The sequence below is a fragment of the Listeria sp. MAN/IMW/UF555 genome (assembly GCF_058684075.1).
In genome coordinates this window covers 405,903-431,026 of the sequence record NZ_JBZWZS010000001.1, presented here as the reverse complement: position 1 = coordinate 431,026, position 25,124 = coordinate 405,903, and the positions used below count along the sequence as shown (strand labels likewise).

Below are 25,124 nucleotides of genomic sequence, written 5' to 3'. Positions count from 1 at the left end.
AAAGAGCTAATCTTTGTACACTTGTGAATAACTATCACGGAGGTGCAGAAGATGAACTTTAAAGAACGAGAAACTTGGTTAAAAATCGCTTCATGTAAATCTATTTCCGCTAAAAAAAGGGCAGTTATCTGGCAAAAAATTACCACTTTTAATTGTTGGGAGATGTCGATTGAACAGATTGCAACTCATTTTTTTACTGCGGACAAAAAAGAACAAATAATTACTGAATTAGAGGAAGCAGCAATTTATTCGCCAGAAGAAGCGAGTGTGGTCTGTATTCTTGATGAAAACTACCCCGAGTTACTTAAAGAAATATATGAAGCACCCCCGCTTTTGTTTTATAAAGGAAATCTAGATTTATTAAAAAAACAAGCTATTGCAATTGTAGGGACACGACGAATGAGTGAGTATGGTAGAAAAGCATGTGCGTCACTTGCCGCTGAACTTTCAAATCATGGCTTTGCGATAGTTAGTGGACTTGCGCTTGGAATAGATGCTGAAGCGCACAAAGCTAGCCTCCGTAATAGCGGCGCCACCATTGCAGTACTTGGATCTGGAGTAAATAAAATTTATCCTCGTTCGAATGAACTACTAGCCAAAGAAGTAATCGCGCAAGGTTTACTTCTTAGCGAGTATTTACCAAATGAAGAAGCAAGAAGATGGTATTTTCCTGAGCGCAACCGTATTATTAGTGGCTTAGCTCTTGGTACGGTTATAGTTGAAGCTGCCGAAAGAAGTGGCTCCTTAATAACAGCTGACTTTGCTTTGGAACAAAATAGACAAGTTTTTGCGGTTCCCGGTAATATTTATATTGATACTTGGAGAGGTACAAACCGTTTGATTCAAGAAGGTGCGAAGTTAGTTTTAAATGCAAACAATATAATAGAAGAATTTTTTCAAATTCAACCATAAAAGTAGTCAAATTATCCTTTTTAAGTGATTTGACTTGCAATTCCTGATTTTTTAAGATAAGTTTGCTAAAGAAAGCTGTTTTACAACACATAAAATGGATTTTTTAATAAAAGTCATTGACAAACCCAGTAGGAAGGGCTAATATTTACTACTGAATTATGTGAAAAGTCAGCATGCAAACTTATTGAACGCGAGGCTAAGACTGTAATAGTATAATAGCAACTAGTTAAGCCCGTGTATTGACCCAAATCAGGGAGGAATATATAGATATGGCAGATTATTTAGTGATTGTAGAGTCACCTGCAAAAGCAAAAACAATTGAAAAGTATTTAGGAAAGAAATTTAAAGTTAAAGCTTCGATGGGACATGTTAGGGATTTACCAAAGAGTCAGATGGGTGTAGATACTGAACATGACTACGAACCTCGTTACATTACGATTCGCGGAAAAGGCCCTGTATTGAAAGATTTAAAACAAGCGGCCAAAAAAGCGAAAAAAGTCTATCTCGCAGCCGATCCAGATCGCGAAGGAGAAGCAATTGCATGGCATTTAGCTAATAGTCTAGATTTAGATCAATCAGATAAATTACGTGTGGTGTTTAATGAAATTACAAAAGAAGCTGTAAAAGAATCATTCAAGACACCACGGAAAATTGATATGGACCTTGTGAACGCTCAACAAGCACGGAGAATTTTAGACCGTTTAGTAGGTTACAATATTAGTCCTATCTTATGGAAGAAAGTTAAAAAAGGTCTAAGTGCGGGACGTGTGCAATCGATTGCGCTACGAATTATTATTGATCGCGAAAAAGAAATAAATAATTTCAAACCAGAAGAATATTGGACAATTGACGGGAACTTCCTAAAAGGTAAGAAAAAATTCCAAGCTAATTTTTATGGCGTGAATGGTAAGAAGAGAAAACTTTCCACTGCTGATGACGTAAAAGAAGTAATGTCAGCAATTAAAGGTAAAACATTTGATGTAACCGACGTAACTAAAAAAGAACGACTTAGAAACCCAGCAGCACCATTTACTACATCAAGTTTACAACAAGAAGCAGCACGGAAATTAAATTATCGTACTAGAAAAACGATGATGCTTGCTCAACAACTATATGAAGGAATCACGCTCGGAAAACAAGGTACAGTAGGTTTAATCACATACATGCGTACTGACTCTACTCGTATTGCAGATTCCGCCATTCTAGAAGCAAGTAATTATATTAAAGAAACATACGGAGCTGAATTTTCCCGTAATCATAAACGGTCTGATAAAAATGCTAAAGGCGCACAAGATGCCCATGAAGCAATCCGTCCAACAAGCGCTATGAGAAGTCCTCAAGAAGTGAAAGAATATCTAACTCGAGATCAACTTCGATTATATCGCTTGATCTGGGAACGTTTTATTGCTAGCCAAATGACACCAGCTGTCCTAGATACAATGCGAGTTGATTTGGATAATAATGGTGTTAACTTTAGAGCAAACGGATCGAAAATCAAATTCCATGGTTTTATGAAAGTCTATGTTGAAAGTAACGATGATAATACGGAAGAAAAAGAAAATATTTTACCGGATTTGAAAAAAGGAGATAAGGTGCAGTCCGAATCACTCGAACAGCGTCAACATTTCACGCAGCCACCTCCACGTTACACAGAAGCTAGATTAGTAAAAACACTTGAAGAAATTGGTATTGGTCGACCATCGACGTATTCACCAACATTAGATACAATCCAGCGTAGAAATTATGTTTCGCTGACAAATAAACGTTTTGTTCCAACTGAACTTGGTGAAATAGTCAATGAAATGATTGAGGAATATTTCCCTGAAATTTTAGATGTGAAGTTCACTGCTAATATGGAAAGCGAATTAGATGAAGTGGAGCACGGTGAAGTTGAATGGGTCAAAGTTATCGATGAGTTTTATAAACAATTTGAACCAAACGTTATTAAAGCTGATGCCGAAATGGAAAAAATCGAAATTAAAGATGAACCAGCTGGTATCGATTGTGACCTATGCGGGGCACCAATGGTATACAAAATGGGTAAATATGGTAAGTTTCTTGCGTGCAGCAGATTTCCAGATTGCCGAAATACAAAAGCAATCGTTAAAGAAATCGGCGTGACTTGTCCGAAATGTGAAAAAGGACATGTAATAGAAAGAAAAAGCAAGAAAAAACGTATTTTCTACGGATGTGATCGCTATCCAGATTGTGATTACGTTTCTTGGGATAAACCAGTCGAACGAGCTTGCCCGAAATGTAATAAGCGTGCATTAGTAGAGAAGAAATTGAAAAAAGGCGTACAAGTACAATGTACAAATTGTGATTATAAAGAATCCACACAACAATAAATGGAAAAATGGCAGCACTCGGATAGTTCCTGTGTTGCCATTGTTGCGCGAGGAGGCGGACAAATGGAAAAAAGTGTTAATGTAATTGGAGCAGGATTAGCTGGCAGTGAAGCAGCTTGGCAACTTGTAAAACGAGGTGTAAAGGTAGATTTATACGAAATGAGACCGGTAAAGCAAACACCAGCTCATCATACTGATAAATTTGCGGAGTTAGTATGTACCAATTCACTGCGAGCTAATGGCTTAACTAATGCAGTGGGCGTAATTAAAGAAGAAATGCGGATACTTGACTCGATTATTATTGAATCAGCTGACAAAGCTTCTGTGCCAGCTGGAGGAGCACTTGCAGTTGATCGCCATGAATTTTCTGGCTATATTACGGACAAAGTGAAAAATCATCCACTCGTTACAATTCATACTGAAGAAGTCACATCTATTCCAGAAGGACCAACCATCATTGCAACAGGTCCACTGACTAGCCCAGCTCTAGCCGAAGAAATTAAACGCTTAACGGGTGAAGAGTATCTTTATTTTTATGATGCAGCAGCGCCTATTATTGAAAAAGATAGTATCGACATGGACAAAGTATATTTAAAATCAAGATATGATAAAGGGGAAGCAGCTTACCTAAACTGCCCAATGTCAGAAGAAGAATTTAACACTTTTTATGAAGCATTAGTAACTGCCGAAACAGCTGCATTAAAAGAATTTGAAAAAGAGGTTTTCTTTGAAGGATGTATGCCGATAGAAGTAATGGCAAAACGTGGTATTAAAACAATGCTATTTGGCCCACTTAAACCAGTTGGATTAGAAGATCCAAAAACTGGCAAAAGACCATATGCAGTGTTGCAATTAAGACAAGATGATGCAGCAGGGACGCTTTATAACATGGTAGGCTTCCAAACGCATCTTAAATGGGGCGAACAAAAACGTGTATTTGGCTTAATTCCAGGCCTAGAAAATGCGGAAATTGTTCGTTATGGAGTAATGCACCGAAACACATTTATTAACTCACCGACTGTACTTGAGCCAACCTATCAATTGAAAACGAGAAATGACTTATTTTTCGCTGGTCAAATGACTGGTGTGGAAGGTTATGTGGAGTCAGCAGCTAGCGGACTTGCAGCAGGAATCAATGCAGCTAATTTTGTACAAGACAAAGAGCCGATTGTTTTCCCTCCTGAGTCTGCGATTGGAAGTTTAGCAAATTACATTACAAGTGCTAGTAAAAAATCTTTCCAACCAATGAACGTAAATTTCGGTCTATTTCCGGAGTTACCTGCTAAGATTCGCGCGAAGCAAGAGCGTAATGAAAAATTGGCTGAAAGAGCATTAGATGCAATAAAAAAGGTTGCAGAACAACTTTAAAAACACTATAATAATTGAGGACTATTCTTTGCTGTTCTTTTCATCACGATTATCGCTTTTATATTTTTAAGAGATTCGATAGTGATGAAAAGGCAGTTTTTCTTTCGAGGGAATGGTCTAGACAAATCACGTTAATAAATGTTGACTTTTTCACATAAAAGCTTTAATTAGATTGAATTGATTATAAATCCTGATTAATTCGAAAAGTTGCGAAAAATGTATAAAATTATTGCAACGTGCATATTCTTATGTTAACATGATAGTGTTTGAGAGGTGTATTCGCATGACGCAAGAGGGGCAGTTAGAGAAGCGATTTCTTGACTATCTTCACTCAGAACGAAATTATTCAGAACATACTAGTACGGCTTATGAAAATGATTTAAGTGATTTTCGTCGCTTCTTAAATGAACAAGCTATTACAGAGTATCAACAAGTTACATTTTTAGACGTTCGGATTTATTTAACTGAATTAAAGCAAAAATCTTTTTCTAGAACAACTGTAGCTCGAAAGATTTCAAGTTTACGGAGTTTTTACACTTTTCTTTTAAGAGAAAATGTTATTACTGAAAATCCGTTTACCTACGTTTCACATGCGAAAAATCAGCTAAGGCTTCCCAAATTTTTCTATTCAGAAGAAATGGAAGCTTTGTTTCAAGTGGTTTATGAAGATAATGAAACGCTTACACTGAGAGATCGAGTGATTTTAGAGGTGCTCTATGGTACAGGAATTCGGGTGAGTGAATGTGCAGGAATAATGCTTTCTGACTTAGATACATCTTATCAAGCAATTCTGATTCGAGGAAAAGGGAATAAAGAACGCTATGTACCGTTTGGTGCCTATGCGGAAGATGCGATAACAGATTATTTAAGTGGGCGAACAGAATTAATGACGCGTTTCAAAAAAACGCATGACTCATTACTTATTAATCATTACGGAGATCCACTTACAACAAGAGGGATTAGATATTGTTTAACGAAAATAATTAGTAAAGCTTCATTAACTCGAAAAATCCATCCGCATATGCTACGCCACACCTTTGCAACGGACTTACTTAACAACGGTGCGGATATGAGGACGGTGCAGGAGTTGCTTGGACATGCTAGCTTATCATCCACCCAGATATATACGCACGTGACAAAAGAACATTTAAAATCTACTTATATGAAACATCATCCGAGAGCTTAAATTTGGAGGAGGTTAAGGAAAATGGAATTACATGCTACTACAATTTTTGCTGTGCAGCACGATGGTAAAGCTGCGATGGCTGGGGACGGTCAAGTCACGCTCGGGGAATCGGTAGTAATGAAACACACTGCCAAAAAAGTTCGCCGCCTTTTTCATGATAAGGTAATAGCTGGTTTTGCTGGATCCGTTGCAGATGCCTTTACTTTATTTGAAAAATTCGAAGCAAAATTAAATGAATATAATGGAAACTTAGAAAGAGCTGCTGTGGAACTCGCGCAACAATGGCGAAGTGACAGTGTACTACGTAAATTAGAAGCGATGTTGATTGTAATGGACAAAGATACATTGTTGTTAGTTTCTGGAACAGGTGAAGTTATTGAACCAGATGATGGTATTTTAGCAATCGGTTCTGGTGGTAACTATGCTCTAGCTGCTGGTAGAGCGTTAAAAAGACATAATGGCGGACAAATGGAAGCTAAAGACATAGCTCGTCATGCACTGGAAATCGCTTCTGAAATTTGTGTGTTTACGAATGACCATATTACAGTAGAAGAGCTTTGAAGGAGTGGTTAATTTGACAAATTTAACGTTAATGAACCAGTTGACACCAAAGCAAATTGTCGAAAAACTGGATCAATATATTATTGGACAAACCGGAGCGAAAAAATCAGTTGCTGTAGCACTAAGAAACCGCTATCGTAGACAACTGATGGATGAATCTATCCGAGATGAAATTATTCCAAAAAATATTCTGATGATTGGCCCAACTGGGGTAGGTAAAACAGAAATTGCACGCCGAATTGCAAAAATCGTTCGCGCACCTTTTTCAAAAGTAGAGGCTACTAAATTTACTGAAGTCGGCTACGTTGGACGCGACGTGGAATCAATGGTTCGCGATTTAGTTGAAGTGTCAGTACGTTTAGTAAAAGAAGAAAAAATGCAATTAGTACGTGTGAAAGCTGAAAAAAATGCCGAAAAACGACTAATTAAATTACTAGCACCAAGTCAAAAGAAAAAGCAAATAACATCACAAAATCCACTAGAGGCGCTTTTTGGCAGTATGAATCAACCTGATGAACCTGCTGAGGAAGAAGTAGACCAAGAATTAAAGAATAAACGAAGCCAAATTGAATGGCGCCTTCAAAACGGAGAGCTTGATGATGAAATAGTAACAGTTGAAGTAAAAGAGCAACAAAACCCGATGTTTGATATGATGCGTGGAACTGGAATGGACCAAATGAGCGGCATGCAAGATGCTCTTTCAGGTATGTTCCCAGCGAAGAAGAAAAAACGCAAAGTAACCGTTCGTGAAGCGAAGAAAATTCTTTTTGAGGATGAAGCATCTAAATTGATTGATTCAGATGAACTCGCAGCAGAAGGAATTCATCGCGCAGAGCAAATGGGTATGATTTTCATTGATGAAATTGATAAAATCGCTAGTAAAGAAGGCGGCGGAAATGCGCAAGTTTCCCGTGAAGGTGTTCAAAGAGACATTCTTCCAATCGTTGAGGGGTCGCAAATTTCTACCAAATATGGTACAGTCAACACGGAGTACATTTTATTCATTGCCGCTGGAGCTTTTCATATGTCTAAACCAAGTGATTTAATTCCAGAGCTTCAAGGTCGTTTTCCAATTAGAATTGAGCTGGATAAGTTAACACAAGAAGATTTCTACAAAATCTTAACAGAACCAGACAATGCGCTAATTAAACAATACAAAGCTTTACTCAAAACAGAAGGAATAGACTTGATTTTTACAAAAGAAGCTGTAGAAAGAATCGCTGAGATTGCATTCCAAGTTAATCAAGATTCAGATAATATCGGAGCAAGAAGACTTCATACCATTTTAGAAAAATTACTAGAGGATTTACTTTTTGAAGCACCTGAAATTAATATGGAATCCATCAAAGTAACAGAAAACTATGTTAATGAAAAACTTGCGCCAATAATGACGAATAAAGACTTAACACAATTTATTTTATAAAATACTAGGAGGATCTAATAATGACTTTATTAGAAAAAACAAGAAAAATTAATGCTATGTTACAAAACGCTGCAGGTAAAACAGTAAACTTTAAAGAAATGGCTGATACTTTAACAGACGTAATTGAAGCAAATACGTATATCGTAAGCCGTAAAGGTAAATTACTTGGTTATTCTGAAGCATTACCAATCGAAAACGACCGCATGAAACAAATGCTTACAGAACGCCAATTCCCAGAAGAATATACTCAAAGTTTATTTAACGTTGGTGAAACTTCTTCTAACTTAGAAGTATCAAGTCAATATACTGCTTTTCCAATCGAAAACAGTGATTTGTTTACTAAAGGTTTAACAACTATCGTACCTATCGTTGGTGGTGGCGAACGCCTTGGAACACTTATCTTATCTCGCTTAGAAAGCAATTTCACAGACGATGATTTGTTATTAGCTGAATACGGCGGAACAGTTGTTGGTATGGAAATCCTACATGAAAAAGCAGAAGAAATTGAAGAAGAAGCTCGTAGCCGTGCAGTTGTACAAATGGCAATTAGCTCTCTTTCTTACAGTGAATTAGAAGCTATTGAGCATATTTTTGATGAATTAAATGGTAAAGAAGGCCTTCTTGTTGCCTCTAAAATCGCAGACCGTGTCGGCATTACACGCTCTGTAATCGTTAATGCGCTTCGTAAATTAGAAAGTGCAGGCGTTATTGATTCTCGCTCATTAGGAATGAAAGGTACATTTATCCGTGTACTCAATGATAAATTCCTAGTAGAACTTGAAAAACTTAAAAATAACTAAAAAACCAAAAAAGCTTTCTCTGAAAATATTCAGGGAGAGCTTTTTTTTAATTGCTTTGGTAAAATAAGAAGGAAGAAGTAGTTGTGACTGGAGGAATTTAGAATGGAAATTGCTGAAACAACCATTGAAGTACGCTATGCGGAAACAGATCAAATGGGGGTTGTTTATCATAATAATTACCTTGTTTGGATGGAAATTGGTCGAACAAGATTAATTGAACAATTAGGTTTTCGTTATTTTGATATGGAAGAAGCGGGGTACCTTTCTCCGGTATTAGATGTGCATATTCATTACGGAAAACCGCTGCGCTACGGACAGAAAGCAGTTGTAAAAACATGGATAAAAGGGTATGATGGACTTCGTGTTACTTATGGTTATGAAATTTGCTATGAAGAAACAAATGAAGTAGCAATAACTGGAGAAACAGAGCATGTTTGTGTAACAAAAGAAGATTTTCGGCCTGTTTCGTTAAGAAGAACTTTCCCGAATTGGCATGAAGCCTATCTAAAAGCTTTAGAATAAATAAGACTGGTAGTGATGAAAAATGGCTTTTGGTGTAAAACGCGATGAAATGGAATTATGGAAAGAAAAAGCAGCTCGTGGCGAGATTGCGATTATTACGCATTACTGGCTAGATGATCGTTTTCCTGATTCAAAAACAGTAACCAAGGTTGCATGTGTCGATTTGAAAAAACTGCAAGAATGGGGAAAACAATATGGTTTAGCGCCAGATTGGATTGATAACCGTCGAAAAAACTTTCCGCATTATGATTTGTTTGGCGAGATGCAACTCGTTGTACTAAAAAAAGAAAAAGCCTTTGAACAAATCGAGCGGTTTCATTTGGAGGAGAAATAACAATGATTAAACTAGAAAATGAATTACTACTTGTAGAAATGAAAGAAGCTGGTGCTGAATTAACGCGAATTTTCCACAAAGATACTAAGTTAGAGTATTTATGGAATGCAGATAGTGCCTTTTGGGGGCGCCATTCTCCGGTTTTATTTCCGACGGTAGGTAGACTTGTTGAGGATACTTATTTTGTAGATGGTAACCCGTATCACTTAGGTCAACATGGCTTTGCGCGTGATCGTGATTTTAAAGTAGTGGAGCACACAGAAAACTCTGTACGTTTTGAACTCGACGCGGATGAAGATTCATTAACGATTTATCCGTATAAATTTAAATTATCGATTATTTATACAATAGAAAAAGATTCAGTTGCGGTTTCTTATGAAGTGGAAAATACAGACAATAAGCGCATCTATTTTTCCATCGGTGCGCATCCAGCCTTTAATTTACCACTTACTGACGGAACTACATTTGAAGATTATTATTTGGATTTTGGAACAGAAGAGAACCTCGAAACACTTTGTCTGGAAGGCCCTTATCGCAGTGGGGAAATTGAAAAAGTTGTCAATGAACCAGCAAGATATTTGCCATTAAGCTATGATTTATTTAATAATGATGCACTGATTTTTGAAGCATTAAAGCAAAAAGAAATTACGATTAAATCAGACAAAACTCCACATTTTGTAAAAGTGTCATTTCCAGAGTTCCCGTTTGTTGGGGTTTGGACAGCAAAAGCAGGAACGCCTTTCTTATGTATCGAACCTTGGTACGGAATTGCAGATGGTGCTGGAAAATCTGTTGAGCTTCGAGATAAAGCAGGTATTGAACATCTAGAACCAGAAGCAGTTTTCGCTTCTGAATATAAAATTACTATTGGTTAAAACAAAAACCCAGCAGAGCTAAATAACTCTGCTGGGTTTTTATTACATCCATTTTATTTTTGGTTCTTCGCCGTTTCGAATGCGCGTAATATTTGCTCGGTGGCGCCAAATAACAAAGAGAGCGATGCAAGCAACGAGGATAATTAAAATCCAGTCTCCCATGAAAAAAGAAATAATTAATGCTGCAAGTGCTCCAATCATTGAACTAAGCGACACATATTTGCTGATTTTTAATGTTAATAAGAAAACGACTAGTGCTGCTACAAACAAAAGTGGTGCATAAGCAAGGATAACACCAGCTGAAGTAGCAACTGCTTTCCCACCTCTGAATCCTGCGAAAAGCGGGAAACTATGTCCGATAATCGCAAATGCTCCCGTAAGTAACCAGAAATGATGATTAACATTTAGTTGGAAAAAGAATGGAAGTAATGTTGCGACAGTACCTTTTAAAATATCCATCACTGTAACAATACTGCCCGCTTTTACCCCTAAAACACGGAAGGAGTTTGTAGCTCCTAAATTTCCGCTACCAAAATCACGAATATCTTTTTTGTAAAAAATTTTACCGATCCATAAGCCAGAAGGTATTGAACCGATTACATAAGCTAACAAAGAAAGCAGAATTAAATTAATAGTCATTTTTAAACCCCTCAAGAAGAAATGATGTTTTCCATAAAGAATTATAGCATAAAAAAAAGATTTTTGGCTAAATTGTTCTGATAAAACACGATGAAAAGTTGAAAAAACCGCAAAAATAGCTTATGATTAGAAAGAATAGTAGGGGGCGATTAGACTAATGCAAAATCCAACAAAAGAGGAAGTAGCGCATATTTTAAGAGAAGCAAAAGTAATCGCAGTCGTTGGTTTGAGTGATAAACCAGACCGCACAAGTTACCGAGTAAGCCAAATCATGCAACAAGCTGGGTATAAAATTATTCCAGTAAATCCTAATGCAAACGAAATTCTTGGAGAAAAAGCTGTAAAGAGATTAACTGACATTAAAGAACACGTTGATATTGTGAATGTCTTCCGTCGCTCGGAATTTTTACCAGACATAGCGCGGGAATTCGACCAAATAGACGCAGACGTGTTTTGGGCACAACTTGGCATTGTTAATCAGGAAGCATTTGATTTTTTGACAGAAAAAGGATATTCTACTGTCATGGATTATTGCATTAAGGTTGCTTATCAAGAAATGGATTACTAACAACCATTTTTGAAGGAAGCAGGTTCTTATAGCAGAGCCTGTTTTTTTATGAAAAAGAATTTGTCACCAAACTATCACTTTATTAATTAGCTGGTTAATGCTATTCTGATAAGGTGGTTTTAAGCGAAGAACAACGTAAAGTTGCAGATTGATGGAATGAAGGGAGTTTTGAAATATGAATCGGAATGAGTATAATGATGATTCTATTCAGGTGCTTGAAGGACTGGAAGCGGTCCGGAAACGCCCAGCGATGTATATTGGCTCAACTGATGTACGCGGGCTGCACCATTTAGTATATGAGATAGTAGATAACTCGGTCGATGAGACCCTTGCAGGATTTGGTAAAAAGATAGTTGTGACGCTTCATGATGATGGTAGCGTTAGTGTTAGCGATGAAGGCCGCGGAATGCCAGTTGGAATGCATAAAACTGGTAAATCTACGGTAGAAGTTATTTTGACCGTTCTTCATGCTGGCGGTAAGTTTGGCCAAGAAGGTGGCTATAAAACAAGTGGAGGACTTCACGGCGTAGGGTCTTCTGTTGTAAATGCACTTTCTGAATGGCTAGTTGTTACAATCAATCGTGACGGCGCAACATATCAGCAAAAATTTAAAGATGGCGGGAAACCAGATGGAACACTTAAAAAAATCGGCAAATCTAAAGCCACTGGTACTACGATTCGCTTTAAACCAGATCCAGCCATTTTCCCAACAACTTCCTTTAATTATGAAACATTATCCGAACGTTTAAGAGAATCGGCATTTCTTCTTAAAGGCATGCTAATTCAATTAGTCGATGAACGTGTTGGTATGGCAGAGTCTTTCCACTTTGAAGAAGGTGTGAAGAACTTTGTTGAATATATTAATGAAGGAAAAGATGTACTTCACCCAGTAGTCAGTTTTGAAGGAGAAAATGCGACCATTGAAGTAGAAATGGCGTTCCAATTCAATGATGGCTACTCTGAAAATATCTTGAGTTTTGTTAATAACGTTCGAACTCGTGGAGCAGGTTCGCATGAGTCTGGAATGAAAGCTGCGATGACACGTATTTTCAATGACTACGCTCGTCGGGTAAACTTACTCAAAGAAAAAGATAAAAATCTTGAAGGTAGCGATATTCGCGAAGGCTTATCCGCTGTACTTTCTATTCGCGTACCAGAAAAAATTCTTCAATTTGAAGGTCAAACAAAAGAGAAGCTAGGGACACAGGAAGCGCGTCAAGCAGTTGATGCAGTTGTGGCGGAACATTTAGCTTACTTCCTTGCTGAAAACCCAGAAACAAGCTCTCTTCTAGTTAAAAAGGCAGTTAAAGCAAGAGAAGCAAGAGAAGCAGCCAGAAAAGCCCGTGAAGAAACACGTAATGGCAAGAAAAAGAAACGTTCAGAAACACTTCTTTCTGGAAAATTGACACCAGCACAATCAAGAAATCCTAACAAAAATGAACTGTATCTTGTCGAAGGAGACTCGGCTGGTGGATCTGCCAAACAAGGTCGTGACCGCCGTTTCCAAGCAATTTTGCCACTTCGAGGAAAAGTAATTAATACCGAAAAAGCAAAATTACAAGATATTCTAAAAAACGAAGAAATTAGTACCATTATTCATACAGTTGGTGCCGGAGTTGGTACTGAGTTTGATGTTGAGGACTGTAACTATGACAAAGTAGTTATCATGACAGATGCTGATACGGATGGTGCCCACATTCAAGTACTATTATTAACATTTTTCTACCGTTATATGCGACCTCTTGTGGAAGCAGGAAAAGTCTTTATTGCCTTACCACCACTTTACAAAGTAAGCCGTGGTTCTGGTAAAAAAGAAGTGATTGAATATGCCTGGACAGACGAAGAATTAGATTCAGCTATTCAAAAAATCGGTAAAGGTTATATGATTCAACGGTACAAAGGTCTTGGGGAAATGAATGCAGACCAACTTTGGGAAACAACAATGAACCCAGATACACGTACGTTAATTCGTGTGCGCGTAGATGATTCCGCACGCGCAGAAAGACGCGTAGCAACACTGATGGGCGACAAAGTAGAACCAAGACGTCAGTGGATTGAAAAGCATGTCGAGTTTTCTATGGAAGATAATCAAAACATTTTAGAAAATGAAAACATGATGGTTGAGGAGGCGAAAGACATTTGAGTAATCCAGAACAACATATCCAAGACTTAGCACTTGAAGAAGTTATGGGCGACCGTTTTGGTAGATATAGTAAATATATTATTCAAGAACGTGCGCTTCCAGACGTGCGAGACGGACTAAAACCCGTACAACGCCGGATTTTATTTGCAATGAATGTCGAAGGAAATACAGCTGAAAAAGGTTTCCGTAAATCTGCTAAAACAGTCGGAAACGTTATCGGTAATTACCATCCGCATGGTGATTCTTCCGTTTATGAAGCGATGGTACGGATGAGTCAAGACTGGAAAGTACGCAATATGCTTATCGAAATGCACGGAAATAACGGTAGTGTTGACGGTGATCCACCAGCTGCAATGCGTTATACCGAAGCACGTCTTTCTCCAATATCAGCTGAACTACTACGTGATATTGAAAAAGAAACAGTCGATTTTATCCCGAACTTTGATGATACTTCTAGTGAGCCAACTGTTTTACCAGCGCGTTTTCCTAACCTTTTGGTAAATGGTTCAACTGGTATTTCGGCCGGATACGCAACCGATATCCCGCCACACAATTTAACTGAAATTATTGAAGCTGTAATTAAACGTCTTGATAAGCCATTTTCGACAACAGAAGATATTATGAAAATTGTCAAAGGACCCGATTTCCCAACTGGTGGAATTATTCAAGGCATTGACGGAATTCGTAAAGCTTATGAAACAGGAAAAGGCCGCGTAGTTGTTCGTTCTAAAACAGAGATTGAAGATATTCGTGGCGGTAGGAAGCAAATTACCATTCATGAAATTCCATATGAAGTAAATAAAGCCAATTTAGTTAAGCGAATGGACGAACTTCGTATTGAGAAAAAAATTGAAGGGATTTCAGAAGTGCGCGATGAAACTGACCGCACTGGACTGCGTATTGCCGTAGAACTTAAAAAAGATGCAAATGCGGAAGGCGTACTGAATTACCTCTTTAAAAATACAGATTTACAAGTAAGTTATAATTTTAATATGGTTGCAATTCATAATAAGCGTCCGGAATTAATGGGAATTATCCCGATGCTTGATGCTTATATCGAACACCAAAAAGAAATTATCACTAAACGTTCAGAATATGACATTAGAAAAGCGCGCGCTCGCCAACATATTTTAGAAGGCTTAATCAAAGCTCTTTCTATTTTAGATGAAGTGATTAAATTAATTCGTGGTTCTAAAGATAAACGTGATGCGAAATTAAACTTGCAAACAACATACGATTTCAGTGAAAAACAAGCTGAAGCAATTGTATCCTTGCAACTTTATCGTTTAACGAATACAGATATTCACGAACTTCAAAGTGAAGCAAAAGAACTTGCAGAACAAATTAGTATTTTAGAGAAAATCCTTGGCGACGAAGCAGAACTTGTTGCAGTCTTAAAATCGGAATTAGCTGATATTAAGAAAAAATACAAAACCGCTCGTCGGACAGAAGTACAAGCTGAAATTACAGAAATCAAAATTGACACAGAAGTACTTGTGGCTAATGAAGATGTGATTGTTTCTGTAACAAAAGAAGGCTATGTTAAACGCACAAGTCAGCGTTCTTATGCGGCTTCAAATGGCGCAGAGTTAGCGATGAAGGAAGCAGACCATGCGATCTTCATTCAAAAAATGAATTCTCTTGATTCGTTATTATTATTTACAAATAAAGGGAATTTCATTTATCGACCAGTACACGAACTACCTGATATTCGCTGGAAAAACCTTGGCGATCACGTTAGTCACTTAGCTAGTGATTTATCTGCAGGGGAAGAAATTCGTTCTGTTATCGCTATCGATTCCTTTACAGAACAAAAACGATTTTTATTTGTCACCAAAAACGGCATGACAAAACAATCGGCTATTACAAACTACAAACCGCAGCGTTATTCTAAATCAATGATGGCCATTAAGTTAAAAGAAGATGAACTTTTGAATGTATATTTAATTGATGGAACCGAAGATATTTTTCTAGCTACTAAAAATGGTTATGGATTACGTTATCCAATCGCTGAAATTCCTGAATCAGGCGCTAGAACTGCGGGTGTTAAAGCAATCAATCTGAAACAAGGTGACGTGGTTATAGGTGGAGTGGTCCTTACACCGAATGATAACAAACATATCTTATTAGCCACACAACGCGGCTCCTTGAAACAAATGAAAGCAAGTGAATTTGAACCAATTTCAAGAGCAAAACGTGGCTTACTAATGCTTCGCGAACTGAAAAGTAATCCGCATCGTTTCATCGGTCTGACGCTTGCTGATAGTAAAGACCACTTGTTTATTGAAACTAACAGAGAACAAATTGTAGAAATAGATGTAGCAAACCTTCGTGTAACGGATCGTTATTCTAATGGCTCTTTCGTATTAGATGAAACGATGGAAGGTGAACCAACTTCTATCTGGCTAGATATACCAGAAATAAAAGATACAACAGATGCTAAAGACGAATAAAAGTAAGAATCCTCGCATAGAAATATGCAAGGATTCTTTTTTTTGATATAATAACTAAGAATAAAAGGAGGGTACAATGATGGCAGAAAAAATGAACGTAGAAAGTTTTAATTTAGATCACACCAAAGTAAAAGCGCCTTTTGTTAGACTTGCTGGAACAAAAGTTGGTGTGCATGGGGATGAGATTTATAAGTATGATGTTCGCTTTAAGCAACCGAATAAAGAACATATGGAAATGCCTGCACTGCACTCTCTAGAACACTTGATGGCTGAACTTGCCAGAAACCATACTGATAAATTAGTCGATATTAGTCCAATGGGCTGTCAGACTGGTTTTTATATGTCATTTATCAACCATAATGATTATGATGACGCTTTAGAAATTTTAGCTACTACTTTAACGGATGTATTAGCCGCAGATTCGGTTCCAGCATGCAATGAAGTACAATGCGGTTGGGCAGCGAGTCATAGTTTAGAAGGTGCCAAAGAGCTTGCAGAAGAATTCTTAGCGAAAAGAAGCGAATGGAAAAATGTCTTTGGTGAATAAACGGAAAAATCTCTCTATGTGAATAGGGAGTTTTTTTCTTAGTAGAGACCTTTCGCGGGATGTAATTATTTTTTTGAAAGCGTATTCTACGAAAATGACATATTTTCGCCATATTTTATTATTCGTTTACTACTTAATAAAATACTGTTCAAAGGCTCATTACTAAGCCATTTCTCTTAATTAGAATAATTCTTTCTTAAGTATATGATTAATATATCGTAGAATGTTCACAATTTGTCCATTGGTATTTGGTCTATACCGGACTATAATTTACATTGTTAAGACGAGCAGACAGCCGTTTTAGACGATTACATTTGTAATTAATCTAAGTACAGAGAGGAACAACAGCGTATGTCGATTAAATCTAAAATCATGAAAGTCGGGATTTGTAGTGTCATGGTTATGGTACCACTATCTCAAGTTTCTTTACCTAGTTTTGCTGCAGAAGAACAAGGATTACAAGCAAGTCAAGATGTAGTAAATATTCCAGATCCAGAACTAAAAAAACAATTAAACGGTCATATGATGAAACCCGCTACTGCTGATATTACAGAGGAAGAAATGAGCAGGCTAAATAATGTTTCATTGGATGGGGGAATCACTGATTTAACTGGTTTAGAATATGCAAAGAATCTTACTAGACTATCATTCCGTAATCTGAATATATCCTATGACATGGTAACAAAATTTTCTCAACTTGAAGATTTAAGTATCATGGGTCCTAACGTTACCTCAGATAAAATCCCTAACCTAAATAATATGACTAATTTAACAACTTTAAATTTATACGAATCAAATTATGACAATTCGGTGCTTACTAAAATTAATGAGATCCCCAATTTGGAAGTTCTTAATATAAGTTATAATAAGCAAATAACCAATATTAGTTCATTAAAAAGCCTTCCTAATTTAACAACTTTACTAGCTATAGGCTGTCAAATTGACGATTTCAGAGGAATTGCAGATTTTCCAAAATTAAAAAATTTAACTGCCAATTACCAAAGATTTGAAGATGAAGCAAGCAAGAATCTTAAAAGTAGCGAGCTAACATTTAATGAAGCAGAACAAACGCTATTTATTCCATTTAAAATTTTGGAAAAACAAACGATTTATAACTACGATGGAACCATTTTACAATTCGATACAGATCCTGCTAATTTAATGATTGAAGTAGATGGTGGTTATGAATTCACAGATGATAAAACTTCCATCACACAAGAAGGTGTCACACTAAAGAATTTTTCCAAAGAAAACTATGATAGTATGGAAATGTTATACATGGTTGCTATGTTTGATGGAAGTAACATCGCAACACCACCAAATTTAGCTAATGGAAAATATGATATAACTGGAAATCTTTCTGGTGGATTATATAACGTCGATCATTCCGTAAGTATTGAAGCAGACGATAATGTATCTTATACGCAAGGACAAACTGTTACACCAGAACAATTCTTAAAAGATATTAATGCAAGTGCCAATGGTGGAACAATTACAAGCGACTTTGCAGATAAAGTAGATTTCTCCACACCAGGAACTTATACAGTTACTTTAAATGCATCTAATTCAGCTGGTTTAACGGCTGATCCAGTACAAGTAACCGTTACTATCGTAGAACAAACAGTGATTACCGCAGAAACAGAAGTTAGTTACAATATGAATGACGCAAAAACAGAAGCTGAATTTTTAGCGGATATTAATGCTGTAACGAATAATAGTGCTGCGATTACGACAGACTTTGATACAGTTGTTGATTTAACAACAGCTGGTGAATATACAGTTACACTAAATGCAGGAACAGCGAAACAAAAAGCAACACCACTTAAAGTTACTGTTAAAGTTGTAGATCCAACACCGGCGCCAGATCCAACGCCTACACCAACGCCGGATCCAACGCCGACACCAGATCCTGCATCTGACCCTGATCCATCAAACGATCCAGCACCAGCAGAAGATCCTGGAACATCCGTTGACTCAACGGATTCAATGGACTCAACTGACCCAGCTAATTCAACATCAGAAGATACAAGTTCTTCTACTCCGAAAGCAAGTAAAAAAGCTAACTCTGGCAACTCAACATTAGTAACAGCCAGCAAAGCAAGTTTACCAAAAACAGGTGATTCTTTACCTGTAACTGGAGTAGCAGTAGGATTCTTAGTTTTAGGATTAGGCGTTCTAATTGCTCGTAAAAAATAATATACAAAAACTACCCGTTTAATTAGTGAACGGGTAGTTTTTTTGGCTATCAATAGACAAGATTTAAATATAGTAAACAAAAAAAGCTGCCCGGATTAGGGCAGCTTACTATTTTTTCATTACACTTGTTAACATCGCGACATAGGCTTGAGCACCAGATTTAGTTAAATGAACACCATCAGGAGCGAAGTATTGCGACTGGCCACTTGATCTTGAATACCAATCAACGACAGTCACGTTCGAACGTGAGGCTGCGTTAGCAATGCTCTTGTTTACTTCATTTTGCCATCCTCTAGGAACACGTGTGTTGACTAGATAAATAGTTGCTTTATCGAATTGGTCTAATAGTGTATTGAGTTGATCTTCAGTGAAAGGACCGTTTGTGCCAAGTTCTAATATTACTGAGCTGTTTTCGCTATTAAACTTCTTATAACCAGTTGCAGTATTTATAGCATCGCGCAATTGTCGGCCAACTAGACCATCAATTGTCACATTAGGAACTGCTTCTTTTAAGTATGGTTCGATGTCAAGCATTACCGAATCACCAATAGCTACCGTTTGAGTAATTGTAGGGGTTGGAGTTGCAGCTTTATCTTTGTTATCTGGTTGGGTTGGATCATTTTGTCCCGCAGCTTTATTTGTTTCGGGTTCTTTCTTTTTCTCTGTATCCGTTGTTGTTTTTTCTTTCTCTTTTTCTTCTGCTTCTTTCTTGGTTTCTTTCTCAGTATCTTTTGTGGATGTTGTTGTTTTAACGGATGTTTGTTGTTTTTCAGCGTTTGTATTTACAGAAAGAACATTTGTCATCCCAAGCGCAAACACTGCTAAAACAGCTACAAGGCCAGCAATACTAAGCCATTTGCCAACCGGTTTATTTTTCAAGACAAAATAATTTTTATCTTTGAATCCTTTGAAATAATTAATGAAGCCGTTTTTGCGAATCGGTGTTTCAATGAAACGAAACGATAATTCGGCGATAATAAATGTTGCGGCAACTTGTAAGATAGCGCGCCAAATATTGGGCTGTGTGATTTCTAAAACAGGTGTAGTCAAAGTAATAATTGGATAGTGCCATAAATAAATACCATAGGAACGTGTCCCAATCCATCTAAGCGGCTTAAAACTAAAAATTCTGCTTAAATAAGAGGCGGGGTGGGAGATAGTTGCAATCATGATAACGCCAAGAATGGCAACTAACAGCAAACCACCGCGGTATAAAAATGGTTGGTATTCACTAACAAACGCTGTAAATAATAGGAAGAAAAGAATACTAATTGTTCCAGCAATATTAAGAGCAGCCTTACTTTTCTTCGGTACAACTGGGCTAAGTCGGTTAAAAGGCCAAACAAAAGCGAGTGCACAACCAGCTAGTAAATCAAATGCTCTTGTATCTGTTCCATAATAAACTCGACTCGGATCAGTTCCCGGGACATATAACACAGTCATTAAAATCGCAGAAAGAAGACCTAATCCTACAACGATTTTTAAAAGTAATTTAGGATTTTTAACCCACTTGAGGAATACAAGTAAAAACAAAGGCCAAACCATATAAAATTGTTCTTCAATTGCAAGAGACCATAAGTTTTTTAATGGTGATGGGAGTCCAAATGAATCGAAATAAGATACATTATGGAAAATAAACCACCAATTACTTACATAAAAGAATGAAGCAATGGCGTCACCACGTAAGTTTTTTAAAATTTCAGGATGGAAAAACACGGAATAAATCACAACTACTACAATCATCACGTAAACAGCTGGAATAAGCCGTCGAAAACGTCTGAGCCAAAATTGCTTTAACTGCAGTGATTGATTTTTTTCCCATTGTGTTAATAAAATGTTCGTAATTAAATAACCAGATAAGACGAAAAATATGTCTACGCCGATGAATCCACCTTTAGCCCAACTGAAGTTCAGATGGTAGGCAATTACAGCGATAACAGCGAGTGCTCGAAGTCCATCAATACTCGGAACATATTTTCTACTGTAGCGAGTAGTCCTTTTCAAATTAACATCTCCTATTTGTGATAAATATATGTGTGTAAACTTAGACAGAGATAGTAAAGCCATCTGTTTTTAGCTCCATACTATAATACCATAGATAAAACAAGAAGTAATTTAAAAAGCTGAAATTATATATGGATTTTAAAAATTTGAGTATATTTACTTATTTTTGTTATAGTAATTATAAGTAAATAGTTTGGGGGGAAGCGATTTGACAGAGATTTATGCTCATAGAGGAAGTAGTGGCACACATCCTGAAAACACATTGTCGGCTATGAAAAAAGCTATAGAAATAGGTGCAGATGGGATAGAATTAGACATACATGTACTAAAATCTGGAGAATTAATCGTAATGCATGACGAACGTGTGGACAGAACGACTAATGGGACAGGATTTTTAAAAGATTTTACATTGCTTGAGGTGAAAAAATTATATACCGCCAAACACTTATTTAGAAAAGTTCGCGTTCCTACTTTAGAAGAAGTATTTAAATTAGTTAATCACACTGGAGTAAGCCTCAATATTGAATTAAAAACAGACGTCTTTGAATATGAAGGTATTGAGAAAAAAGTGTTAGAATTAGCTAGTCAGTTTCCGAATGTTGAGCGGATGTATTCTTCTTTTAATCCTGATACACTGATTCGCCTTAGAGAACTAGATAGTGGAGCAAGGTTAGCGCTTATCACACATGGCAATTTAGACAAAGTGCTTCCCCTACATGAAAAAATTCAGTTAGACGCGGTTCATCCGCCAATAAAATCGGAAAACAACCCAATTCTCCAACACATTCCAGCGCGTTTTTGGACAGTGAATAAAGAAGCGGACATAACTCATTTTATAGATATTCATGCAAAAGGAATTATGACTGATTTTCCGGAAAGAGCTGTAGCAATTAAAGAGAGTAAAACAAGTCGCTGAGCAAAACGCTTTCATTCTAAAAGATTACAAGCTATAATCGAAGTAAGTTAATAATTAAATTGTCTGAGATTCGGAGAGACTGCAAAAGGCGAGCGCAATCGCCTTCATTTGCAGTCTCTTTTTTTGTTTTTTTATAACTTAAAGCGTTTCAGTTCATTGGAATAGTGGAAAAGTAGCAAGAAGGCATAAATCAGACGTAAACAATTTGAAGGGGGCAAACAAAATGGTACAATTATTCTCAGCTTTTGATAGAGAAATCATTGAAAGAAATTTACAAGAAGAAAAATTTGATTTAGTCATTGTTGGTGGCGGTATTACTGGAGCAGGAATCGCATTAGATGCAACTTCCAGAGGTATGAGTGTGGCGCTAGTAGAAATGGGTGACTTCGCAAGCGGAACTTCAAGTCGCTCCACGAAATTAGTCCACGGTGGCTTACGTTACCTACAACAATTTGAAATTAAAGAAGTAGCAGACCTTGGGAAAGAACGCGCTATCGTTTATGAAAATGGTCCACACGTTACGACTCCAGAATGGATGATGTTGCCATTCCATAAAGGTGGAAATATGGGTAAAACAACAGCTTCCTTTGGTATTCGTTTATATGACTATTTAGCAGGCGTAAAGAAAAATGAACGTCGCAAGATTTTAAGCGCCAAAGAAACATTAGCGAAAAACCCATTTGTTAAAAAAGATGGTTTGAAAGGTTCTGGTTATTATGTAGAATACCGGACCGATGATGCCAGATTAACGATTGAAGTAATGAAAAAAGCCGTTGAACTTGGCGCAAACGCAATTAATTATACGAAAGCAGAACACTTCTTATATGATGATAAAAAACAAGTGGTCGGCGTGACTGTAACAGACCGTCTAACTGGAAAAGCTTATGATATTAAAGGACATCGCGTAATTAATGCAGCTGGACCATGGGTAGATAAAGTAAGAAAACTCGACTATGCTACAAATAATAAACACCTTCGCTTAACAAAAGGTATTCATTTAGTTATCGATAAACAAAAATTCCCAATGGAACAAGCGGTTTATTTCGATACACCAGATGGTCGAATGGTTTTTGCTATCCCTCGTGATAAAAAAGTGTATGTTGGTACAACGGATACAGTTTATGATGAAGCAGTAATTAATCCAAAAGCACTCGAGTCTGACCATAATTATGTTATTAAAGCGATCAACTATATGTTCCCAGATGTGCATATTAGCGAAAAAGACATTGAATCAAGCTGGGCTGGCGTGCGTCCGCTTATTTACGAAGAAGGAAAAGATCCTTCTGAAATTTCTCGAAAAGATGAAGTTTGGTTCTCTGAAAGTGGCTTAATCACAATGGCTGGTGGTAAATTAACAGGCTACCGCAAAATGGCTGAAAAATTACTAGACGATGTATCCAAAACATTGTCCAAAGAAACTGGTAAAAAATATAAAACAGTTCAAACAAAACATTTACCTATCTCAGGAGGAGACATTGGTGGTTCAGAACAATTAGAATCATTCCTTTCGAAAAAAGCGAAAGAAGGAAATAATCGTTTCGGTTGGACGCTAGAAGAAGGGCGAGAAATTGCTAAACGGTTTGGTAGTAATATTGATCAATTATTTACCTACGCGCAAGAACACAAAGACCAAAATGAAACTACTCTACCAAATAGCCTTTATGCAGAACTTCGCTATTCGATTCAACATGAAGCCGTAACAACGCCGATTGATTTCTTGTTACGCCGTACAGGTTACTTGCTGTTTGATATGCCATATTTACTTGAATGGAAAGACGCTGTTGTAGATGAAATGGCCAAACAATTCCACTGGAGCGACGATGTAAAACAAACTTATATAGAAGAATTAAATATCCAAATTAATGATGCCAGAGAACCAGCAGATTGGCATGATAGATAAAAGAATCTTAAAAAGAGCGCATTTCTTCCAGATTTGCGCTTTTTTTATGAAAAAAATCATTTTCGCTATTTTCAAGAAACCATTTTCATGGTACATTGATTACAGGCGAAAAGGAGGTTTTTTTTTGAGTAAGATTCCTGTTATCGTCATCGTTGGCCCAACTGCTGTCGGTAAAACAAGTCTTAGTATTACCTTAGCGAAGAATTTTGATGGAGAAATTATTAGCGGCGACTCTATGCAAGTATATCGCGGATTAGATATTGGTACTGCAAAAATCACACCAGAAGAAATGGGTGGGATAAAACATTATCTAATTGATGTAACTGACCCAGCTGTTCCTTTTACAGCAGCAAAATTCCAAGCAGAAACAAGGGGCTTAATTGAATCCATACATAATAGAGGAAAACTTCCAATAATAGTTGGTGGAACAGGACTATATATTCAGTCTGTTTTTTATGATTATGGTTTTGGAAATGCAAGTGAAGATAAGGCTTACCGAAGAGAACTAGATCAATTGGACAAAACGACTTTATGGCAAATGTTAGATCAACTTGATCCAAAAAGCGCAGAACTTATTCATGAAAATAATAAAAGGCGTGTCATAAGGGCTCTAGAAGTGATACATTTGACTGGAAAACCTTTTTCTGAATATCAAGTTCATCATACGTTAAACGAAGCATATCAACCTCTTTTTCTAGGACTTGATTTAGACAGAGAGTTGCTTTATGAACGAATCAATAGGCGCGTAGAGCTAATGTTTGAAGAAGGACTAGTTTCAGAAGCATCGAAACTATATAATGAACATTTAGTCGATGTTCCAGCCATACGAGGCATCGGTTATAAAGAATTATTTACTTATTTTGATGGAAATAGTTCGCTTGAAGAAGCAAAAGAATTAATTCAAAAAAACTCGCGTCATTTCGCGAAAAGACAGTTAACGTGGTTTAGAAATAGAATGGATATTGACTGGATTCAAGCGGGTGTTAGCACAACTGACACTGAAGCAATGGAAAAAGTGAAGACCTTTTTAGCATCTAAATAACACTTTTCTGTTTGGTAGTAAGAAATAAAGGGTATTTGAAATTAGCCAACCAATTGCACAATGAAACTACATTGGGGTTTGGGAATTTTTTAGTATAAGATAGAGATTGGAGAGGGAAATTATGAAACAAGGTGGACAAGGGTTACAGGACTATTACTTAAATCAATTGCGTAAGGAAAAAATTCTTGCAACAGTATTTTTAACAAATGGCTTTCAGTTAAGAGGACGCGTTGTAAGTTTTGACAATTTTACCGTACTACTAGATGTCGAAGGAAAACAACAACTTGTATTTAAACACGCAATTTCAACTTTCTCCCCGCAAAAGAATGTCGCTTTGAATCCTGATGCGGAATAAGCAATTCCTTTAAAAGGCAAGAAACTCGTTTT

Annotated in this window: 21 protein-coding genes; 19 read left to right on the top strand and 2 right to left on the bottom strand. The window is 36.9% G+C overall.

The window, feature by feature from the left end:
* The first annotated feature begins 51 nt into the window (after positions 1-51).
* The 10 genes from dprA to AC4PG8_RS02015 all read left to right on the top strand — a co-directional run bounded on the left by dprA (position 52) and on the right by AC4PG8_RS02015 (position 10,329).
* On the top strand, positions 52-912 hold the full coding sequence (gene dprA / locus AC4PG8_RS02060; RefSeq protein ID WP_492169973.1) for a DNA-processing protein DprA: 861 nt from the start codon (positions 52-54) through the stop codon (positions 910-912).
* A gap of 269 nt (positions 913-1,181) precedes the next feature.
* Complete coding sequence (gene topA / locus AC4PG8_RS02055; RefSeq protein ID WP_003766673.1) at positions 1,182-3,260, top strand: type I DNA topoisomerase; 2,079 nt, start codon at positions 1,182-1,184, stop codon at positions 3,258-3,260.
* 63 nt (positions 3,261-3,323) lie between these two features.
* Positions 3,324-4,628, top strand: coding sequence for an FADH(2)-oxidizing methylenetetrahydrofolate--tRNA-(uracil(54)-C(5))-methyltransferase TrmFO (trmFO, locus tag AC4PG8_RS02050; protein ID WP_003766675.1), 1,305 nt, complete (start codon positions 3,324-3,326; stop codon positions 4,626-4,628).
* A gap of 283 nt (positions 4,629-4,911) precedes the next feature.
* Positions 4,912-5,814, top strand: coding sequence for a tyrosine recombinase XerC (xerC, locus tag AC4PG8_RS02045; protein ID WP_003766677.1), 903 nt, complete (start codon positions 4,912-4,914; stop codon positions 5,812-5,814).
* Positions 5,815-5,835: 21 nt separating this feature from the next.
* On the top strand, positions 5,836-6,375 hold the full coding sequence (gene hslV / locus AC4PG8_RS02040; protein WP_003761964.1) for an ATP-dependent protease subunit HslV: 540 nt from the start codon (positions 5,836-5,838) through the stop codon (positions 6,373-6,375).
* A 13-nt stretch (positions 6,376-6,388) separates the two neighbouring features.
* Entirely contained in the window at positions 6,389-7,798 is a 1,410-nt protein-coding gene (hslU, locus tag AC4PG8_RS02035; RefSeq protein ID WP_492169972.1) for an ATP-dependent protease ATPase subunit HslU, read from the top strand.
* Positions 7,799-7,818: 20 nt separating this feature from the next.
* Positions 7,819-8,598 (top strand): GTP-sensing pleiotropic transcriptional regulator CodY, encoded by a 780-nt coding sequence (codY, locus tag AC4PG8_RS02030; protein WP_003747412.1) that lies wholly within the window; start codon positions 7,819-7,821, stop codon positions 8,596-8,598.
* Between the two features lie 102 nt (positions 8,599-8,700).
* Positions 8,701-9,120: an acyl-CoA thioesterase gene (locus tag AC4PG8_RS02025; RefSeq protein WP_045552999.1), complete on the top strand. Its 420-nt coding sequence runs from the start codon at positions 8,701-8,703 to the stop codon at positions 9,118-9,120.
* A gap of 22 nt (positions 9,121-9,142) precedes the next feature.
* A complete protein-coding gene (locus AC4PG8_RS02020) occupies positions 9,143-9,454 on the top strand; it encodes a hypothetical protein (RefSeq protein ID WP_003761975.1) in 312 nt (103 codons plus the stop codon).
* A gap of 2 nt (positions 9,455-9,456) precedes the next feature.
* Entirely contained in the window at positions 9,457-10,329 is an 873-nt protein-coding gene (locus tag AC4PG8_RS02015; RefSeq protein ID WP_492169971.1) for an aldose 1-epimerase family protein, read from the top strand.
* Positions 10,330-10,371: 42 nt separating this feature from the next.
* Here the strand turns inward: AC4PG8_RS02015 and plsY are convergent, their stop codons facing one another.
* Positions 10,372-10,968 (bottom strand): glycerol-3-phosphate 1-O-acyltransferase PlsY, encoded by a 597-nt coding sequence (plsY, locus tag AC4PG8_RS02010; protein ID WP_003761980.1) that lies wholly within the window; start codon positions 10,966-10,968, stop codon positions 10,372-10,374.
* Between the two features lie 157 nt (positions 10,969-11,125).
* Between plsY and AC4PG8_RS02005 the strand changes: the two genes are divergently transcribed.
* The 5 genes from AC4PG8_RS02005 to AC4PG8_RS01985 all read left to right on the top strand — a co-directional run bounded on the left by AC4PG8_RS02005 (position 11,126) and on the right by AC4PG8_RS01985 (position 18,875).
* Complete coding sequence (locus AC4PG8_RS02005; RefSeq protein ID WP_492169970.1) at positions 11,126-11,536, top strand: CoA-binding protein; 411 nt, start codon at positions 11,126-11,128, stop codon at positions 11,534-11,536.
* Positions 11,537-11,711: 175 nt separating this feature from the next.
* Positions 11,712-13,679, top strand: a complete 1,968-nt coding sequence (gene parE / locus AC4PG8_RS02000; RefSeq protein ID WP_185625269.1) for a DNA topoisomerase IV subunit B — start codon at positions 11,712-11,714, stop codon at positions 13,677-13,679.
* On the top strand, positions 13,676-16,132 hold the full coding sequence (parC, locus tag AC4PG8_RS01995; protein ID WP_185539981.1) for a DNA topoisomerase IV subunit A: 2,457 nt from the start codon (positions 13,676-13,678) through the stop codon (positions 16,130-16,132). Before parE ends, parC begins: the two co-directional genes overlap by 4 nt.
* Positions 16,133-16,211: 79 nt before the next feature.
* A complete protein-coding gene (locus AC4PG8_RS01990) occupies positions 16,212-16,679 on the top strand; it encodes an S-ribosylhomocysteine lyase (RefSeq protein ID WP_010990926.1) in 468 nt (155 codons plus the stop codon).
* A 351-nt stretch (positions 16,680-17,030) separates the two neighbouring features.
* A complete protein-coding gene (locus AC4PG8_RS01985; RefSeq protein WP_492169969.1) occupies positions 17,031-18,875 on the top strand; it encodes a LapB repeat-containing protein in 1,845 nt (614 codons plus the stop codon).
* A 108-nt stretch (positions 18,876-18,983) separates the two neighbouring features.
* Here the strand turns inward: AC4PG8_RS01985 and AC4PG8_RS01980 are convergent, their stop codons facing one another.
* Positions 18,984-20,879 carry an acyltransferase family protein gene (locus tag AC4PG8_RS01980; protein ID WP_492169968.1) on the bottom strand — a complete coding sequence of 632 codons (1,896 nt, stop codon included), beginning with the start codon at positions 20,877-20,879 and terminating at the stop codon, positions 18,984-18,986.
* 208 nt (positions 20,880-21,087) lie between these two features.
* On the opposite strand from AC4PG8_RS01980, the gene AC4PG8_RS01975 reads away from it, so the two are divergent.
* From AC4PG8_RS01975 to hfq, 4 genes are all read left to right on the top strand, one after another.
* Positions 21,088-21,795, top strand: coding sequence for a glycerophosphodiester phosphodiesterase (locus AC4PG8_RS01975; protein WP_492169967.1), 708 nt, complete (start codon positions 21,088-21,090; stop codon positions 21,793-21,795).
* A 223-nt stretch (positions 21,796-22,018) separates the two neighbouring features.
* Positions 22,019-23,695 carry a glycerol-3-phosphate dehydrogenase/oxidase gene (locus AC4PG8_RS01970; RefSeq protein ID WP_492169966.1) on the top strand — a complete coding sequence of 559 codons (1,677 nt, stop codon included), beginning with the start codon at positions 22,019-22,021 and terminating at the stop codon, positions 23,693-23,695.
* Between the two features lie 124 nt (positions 23,696-23,819).
* Positions 23,820-24,737: a tRNA (adenosine(37)-N6)-dimethylallyltransferase MiaA gene (gene miaA / locus AC4PG8_RS01965; RefSeq protein ID WP_070753222.1), complete on the top strand. Its 918-nt coding sequence runs from the start codon at positions 23,820-23,822 to the stop codon at positions 24,735-24,737.
* A 121-nt stretch (positions 24,738-24,858) separates the two neighbouring features.
* On the top strand, positions 24,859-25,092 hold the full coding sequence (gene hfq, locus AC4PG8_RS01960) for an RNA chaperone Hfq (RefSeq protein WP_003719566.1): 234 nt from the start codon (positions 24,859-24,861) through the stop codon (positions 25,090-25,092).
* The last annotated feature ends 32 nt before the right edge of the window (positions 25,093-25,124 follow it).

What these genes read in the sequence shown, in the direction of transcription:
- dprA (WP_492169973.1), top strand. Translation starts at nt 52, where the DNA reads ATGAACTTTAAAGAACGAGAAACTTGGTTAAAAATCGCTTCATGTAAA.
- topA (WP_003766673.1), top strand. Translation starts at nt 1,182, where the DNA reads ATGGCAGATTATTTAGTGATTGTAGAGTCACCTGCAAAAGCAAAAACA.
- trmFO (WP_003766675.1), top strand. Translation starts at nt 3,324, where the DNA reads ATGGAAAAAAGTGTTAATGTAATTGGAGCAGGATTAGCTGGCAGTGAA.
- xerC (WP_003766677.1), top strand. Translation starts at nt 4,912, where the DNA reads ATGACGCAAGAGGGGCAGTTAGAGAAGCGATTTCTTGACTATCTTCAC.
- hslV (WP_003761964.1), top strand. Translation starts at nt 5,836, where the DNA reads ATGGAATTACATGCTACTACAATTTTTGCTGTGCAGCACGATGGTAAA.
- codY (WP_003747412.1), top strand. Translation starts at nt 7,819, where the DNA reads ATGACTTTATTAGAAAAAACAAGAAAAATTAATGCTATGTTACAAAAC.
- AC4PG8_RS02025 (WP_045552999.1), top strand. Translation starts at nt 8,701, where the DNA reads ATGGAAATTGCTGAAACAACCATTGAAGTACGCTATGCGGAAACAGAT.
- AC4PG8_RS02020 (WP_003761975.1), top strand. Translation starts at nt 9,143, where the DNA reads ATGGCTTTTGGTGTAAAACGCGATGAAATGGAATTATGGAAAGAAAAA.
- AC4PG8_RS02015 (WP_492169971.1), top strand. Translation starts at nt 9,457, where the DNA reads ATGATTAAACTAGAAAATGAATTACTACTTGTAGAAATGAAAGAAGCT.
- plsY (WP_003761980.1), bottom strand. Translation starts at nt 10,968, where the DNA reads ATGACTATTAATTTAATTCTGCTTTCTTTGTTAGCTTATGTAATCGGT.
- AC4PG8_RS02005 (WP_492169970.1), top strand. Translation starts at nt 11,126, where the DNA reads ATGCAAAATCCAACAAAAGAGGAAGTAGCGCATATTTTAAGAGAAGCA.
- parE (WP_185625269.1), top strand. Translation starts at nt 11,712, where the DNA reads ATGAATCGGAATGAGTATAATGATGATTCTATTCAGGTGCTTGAAGGA.
- AC4PG8_RS01990 (WP_010990926.1), top strand. Translation starts at nt 16,212, where the DNA reads ATGGCAGAAAAAATGAACGTAGAAAGTTTTAATTTAGATCACACCAAA.
- AC4PG8_RS01985 (WP_492169969.1), top strand. Translation starts at nt 17,031, where the DNA reads ATGTCGATTAAATCTAAAATCATGAAAGTCGGGATTTGTAGTGTCATG.
- AC4PG8_RS01970 (WP_492169966.1), top strand. Translation starts at nt 22,019, where the DNA reads ATGGTACAATTATTCTCAGCTTTTGATAGAGAAATCATTGAAAGAAAT.
- hfq (WP_003719566.1), top strand. Translation starts at nt 24,859, where the DNA reads ATGAAACAAGGTGGACAAGGGTTACAGGACTATTACTTAAATCAATTG.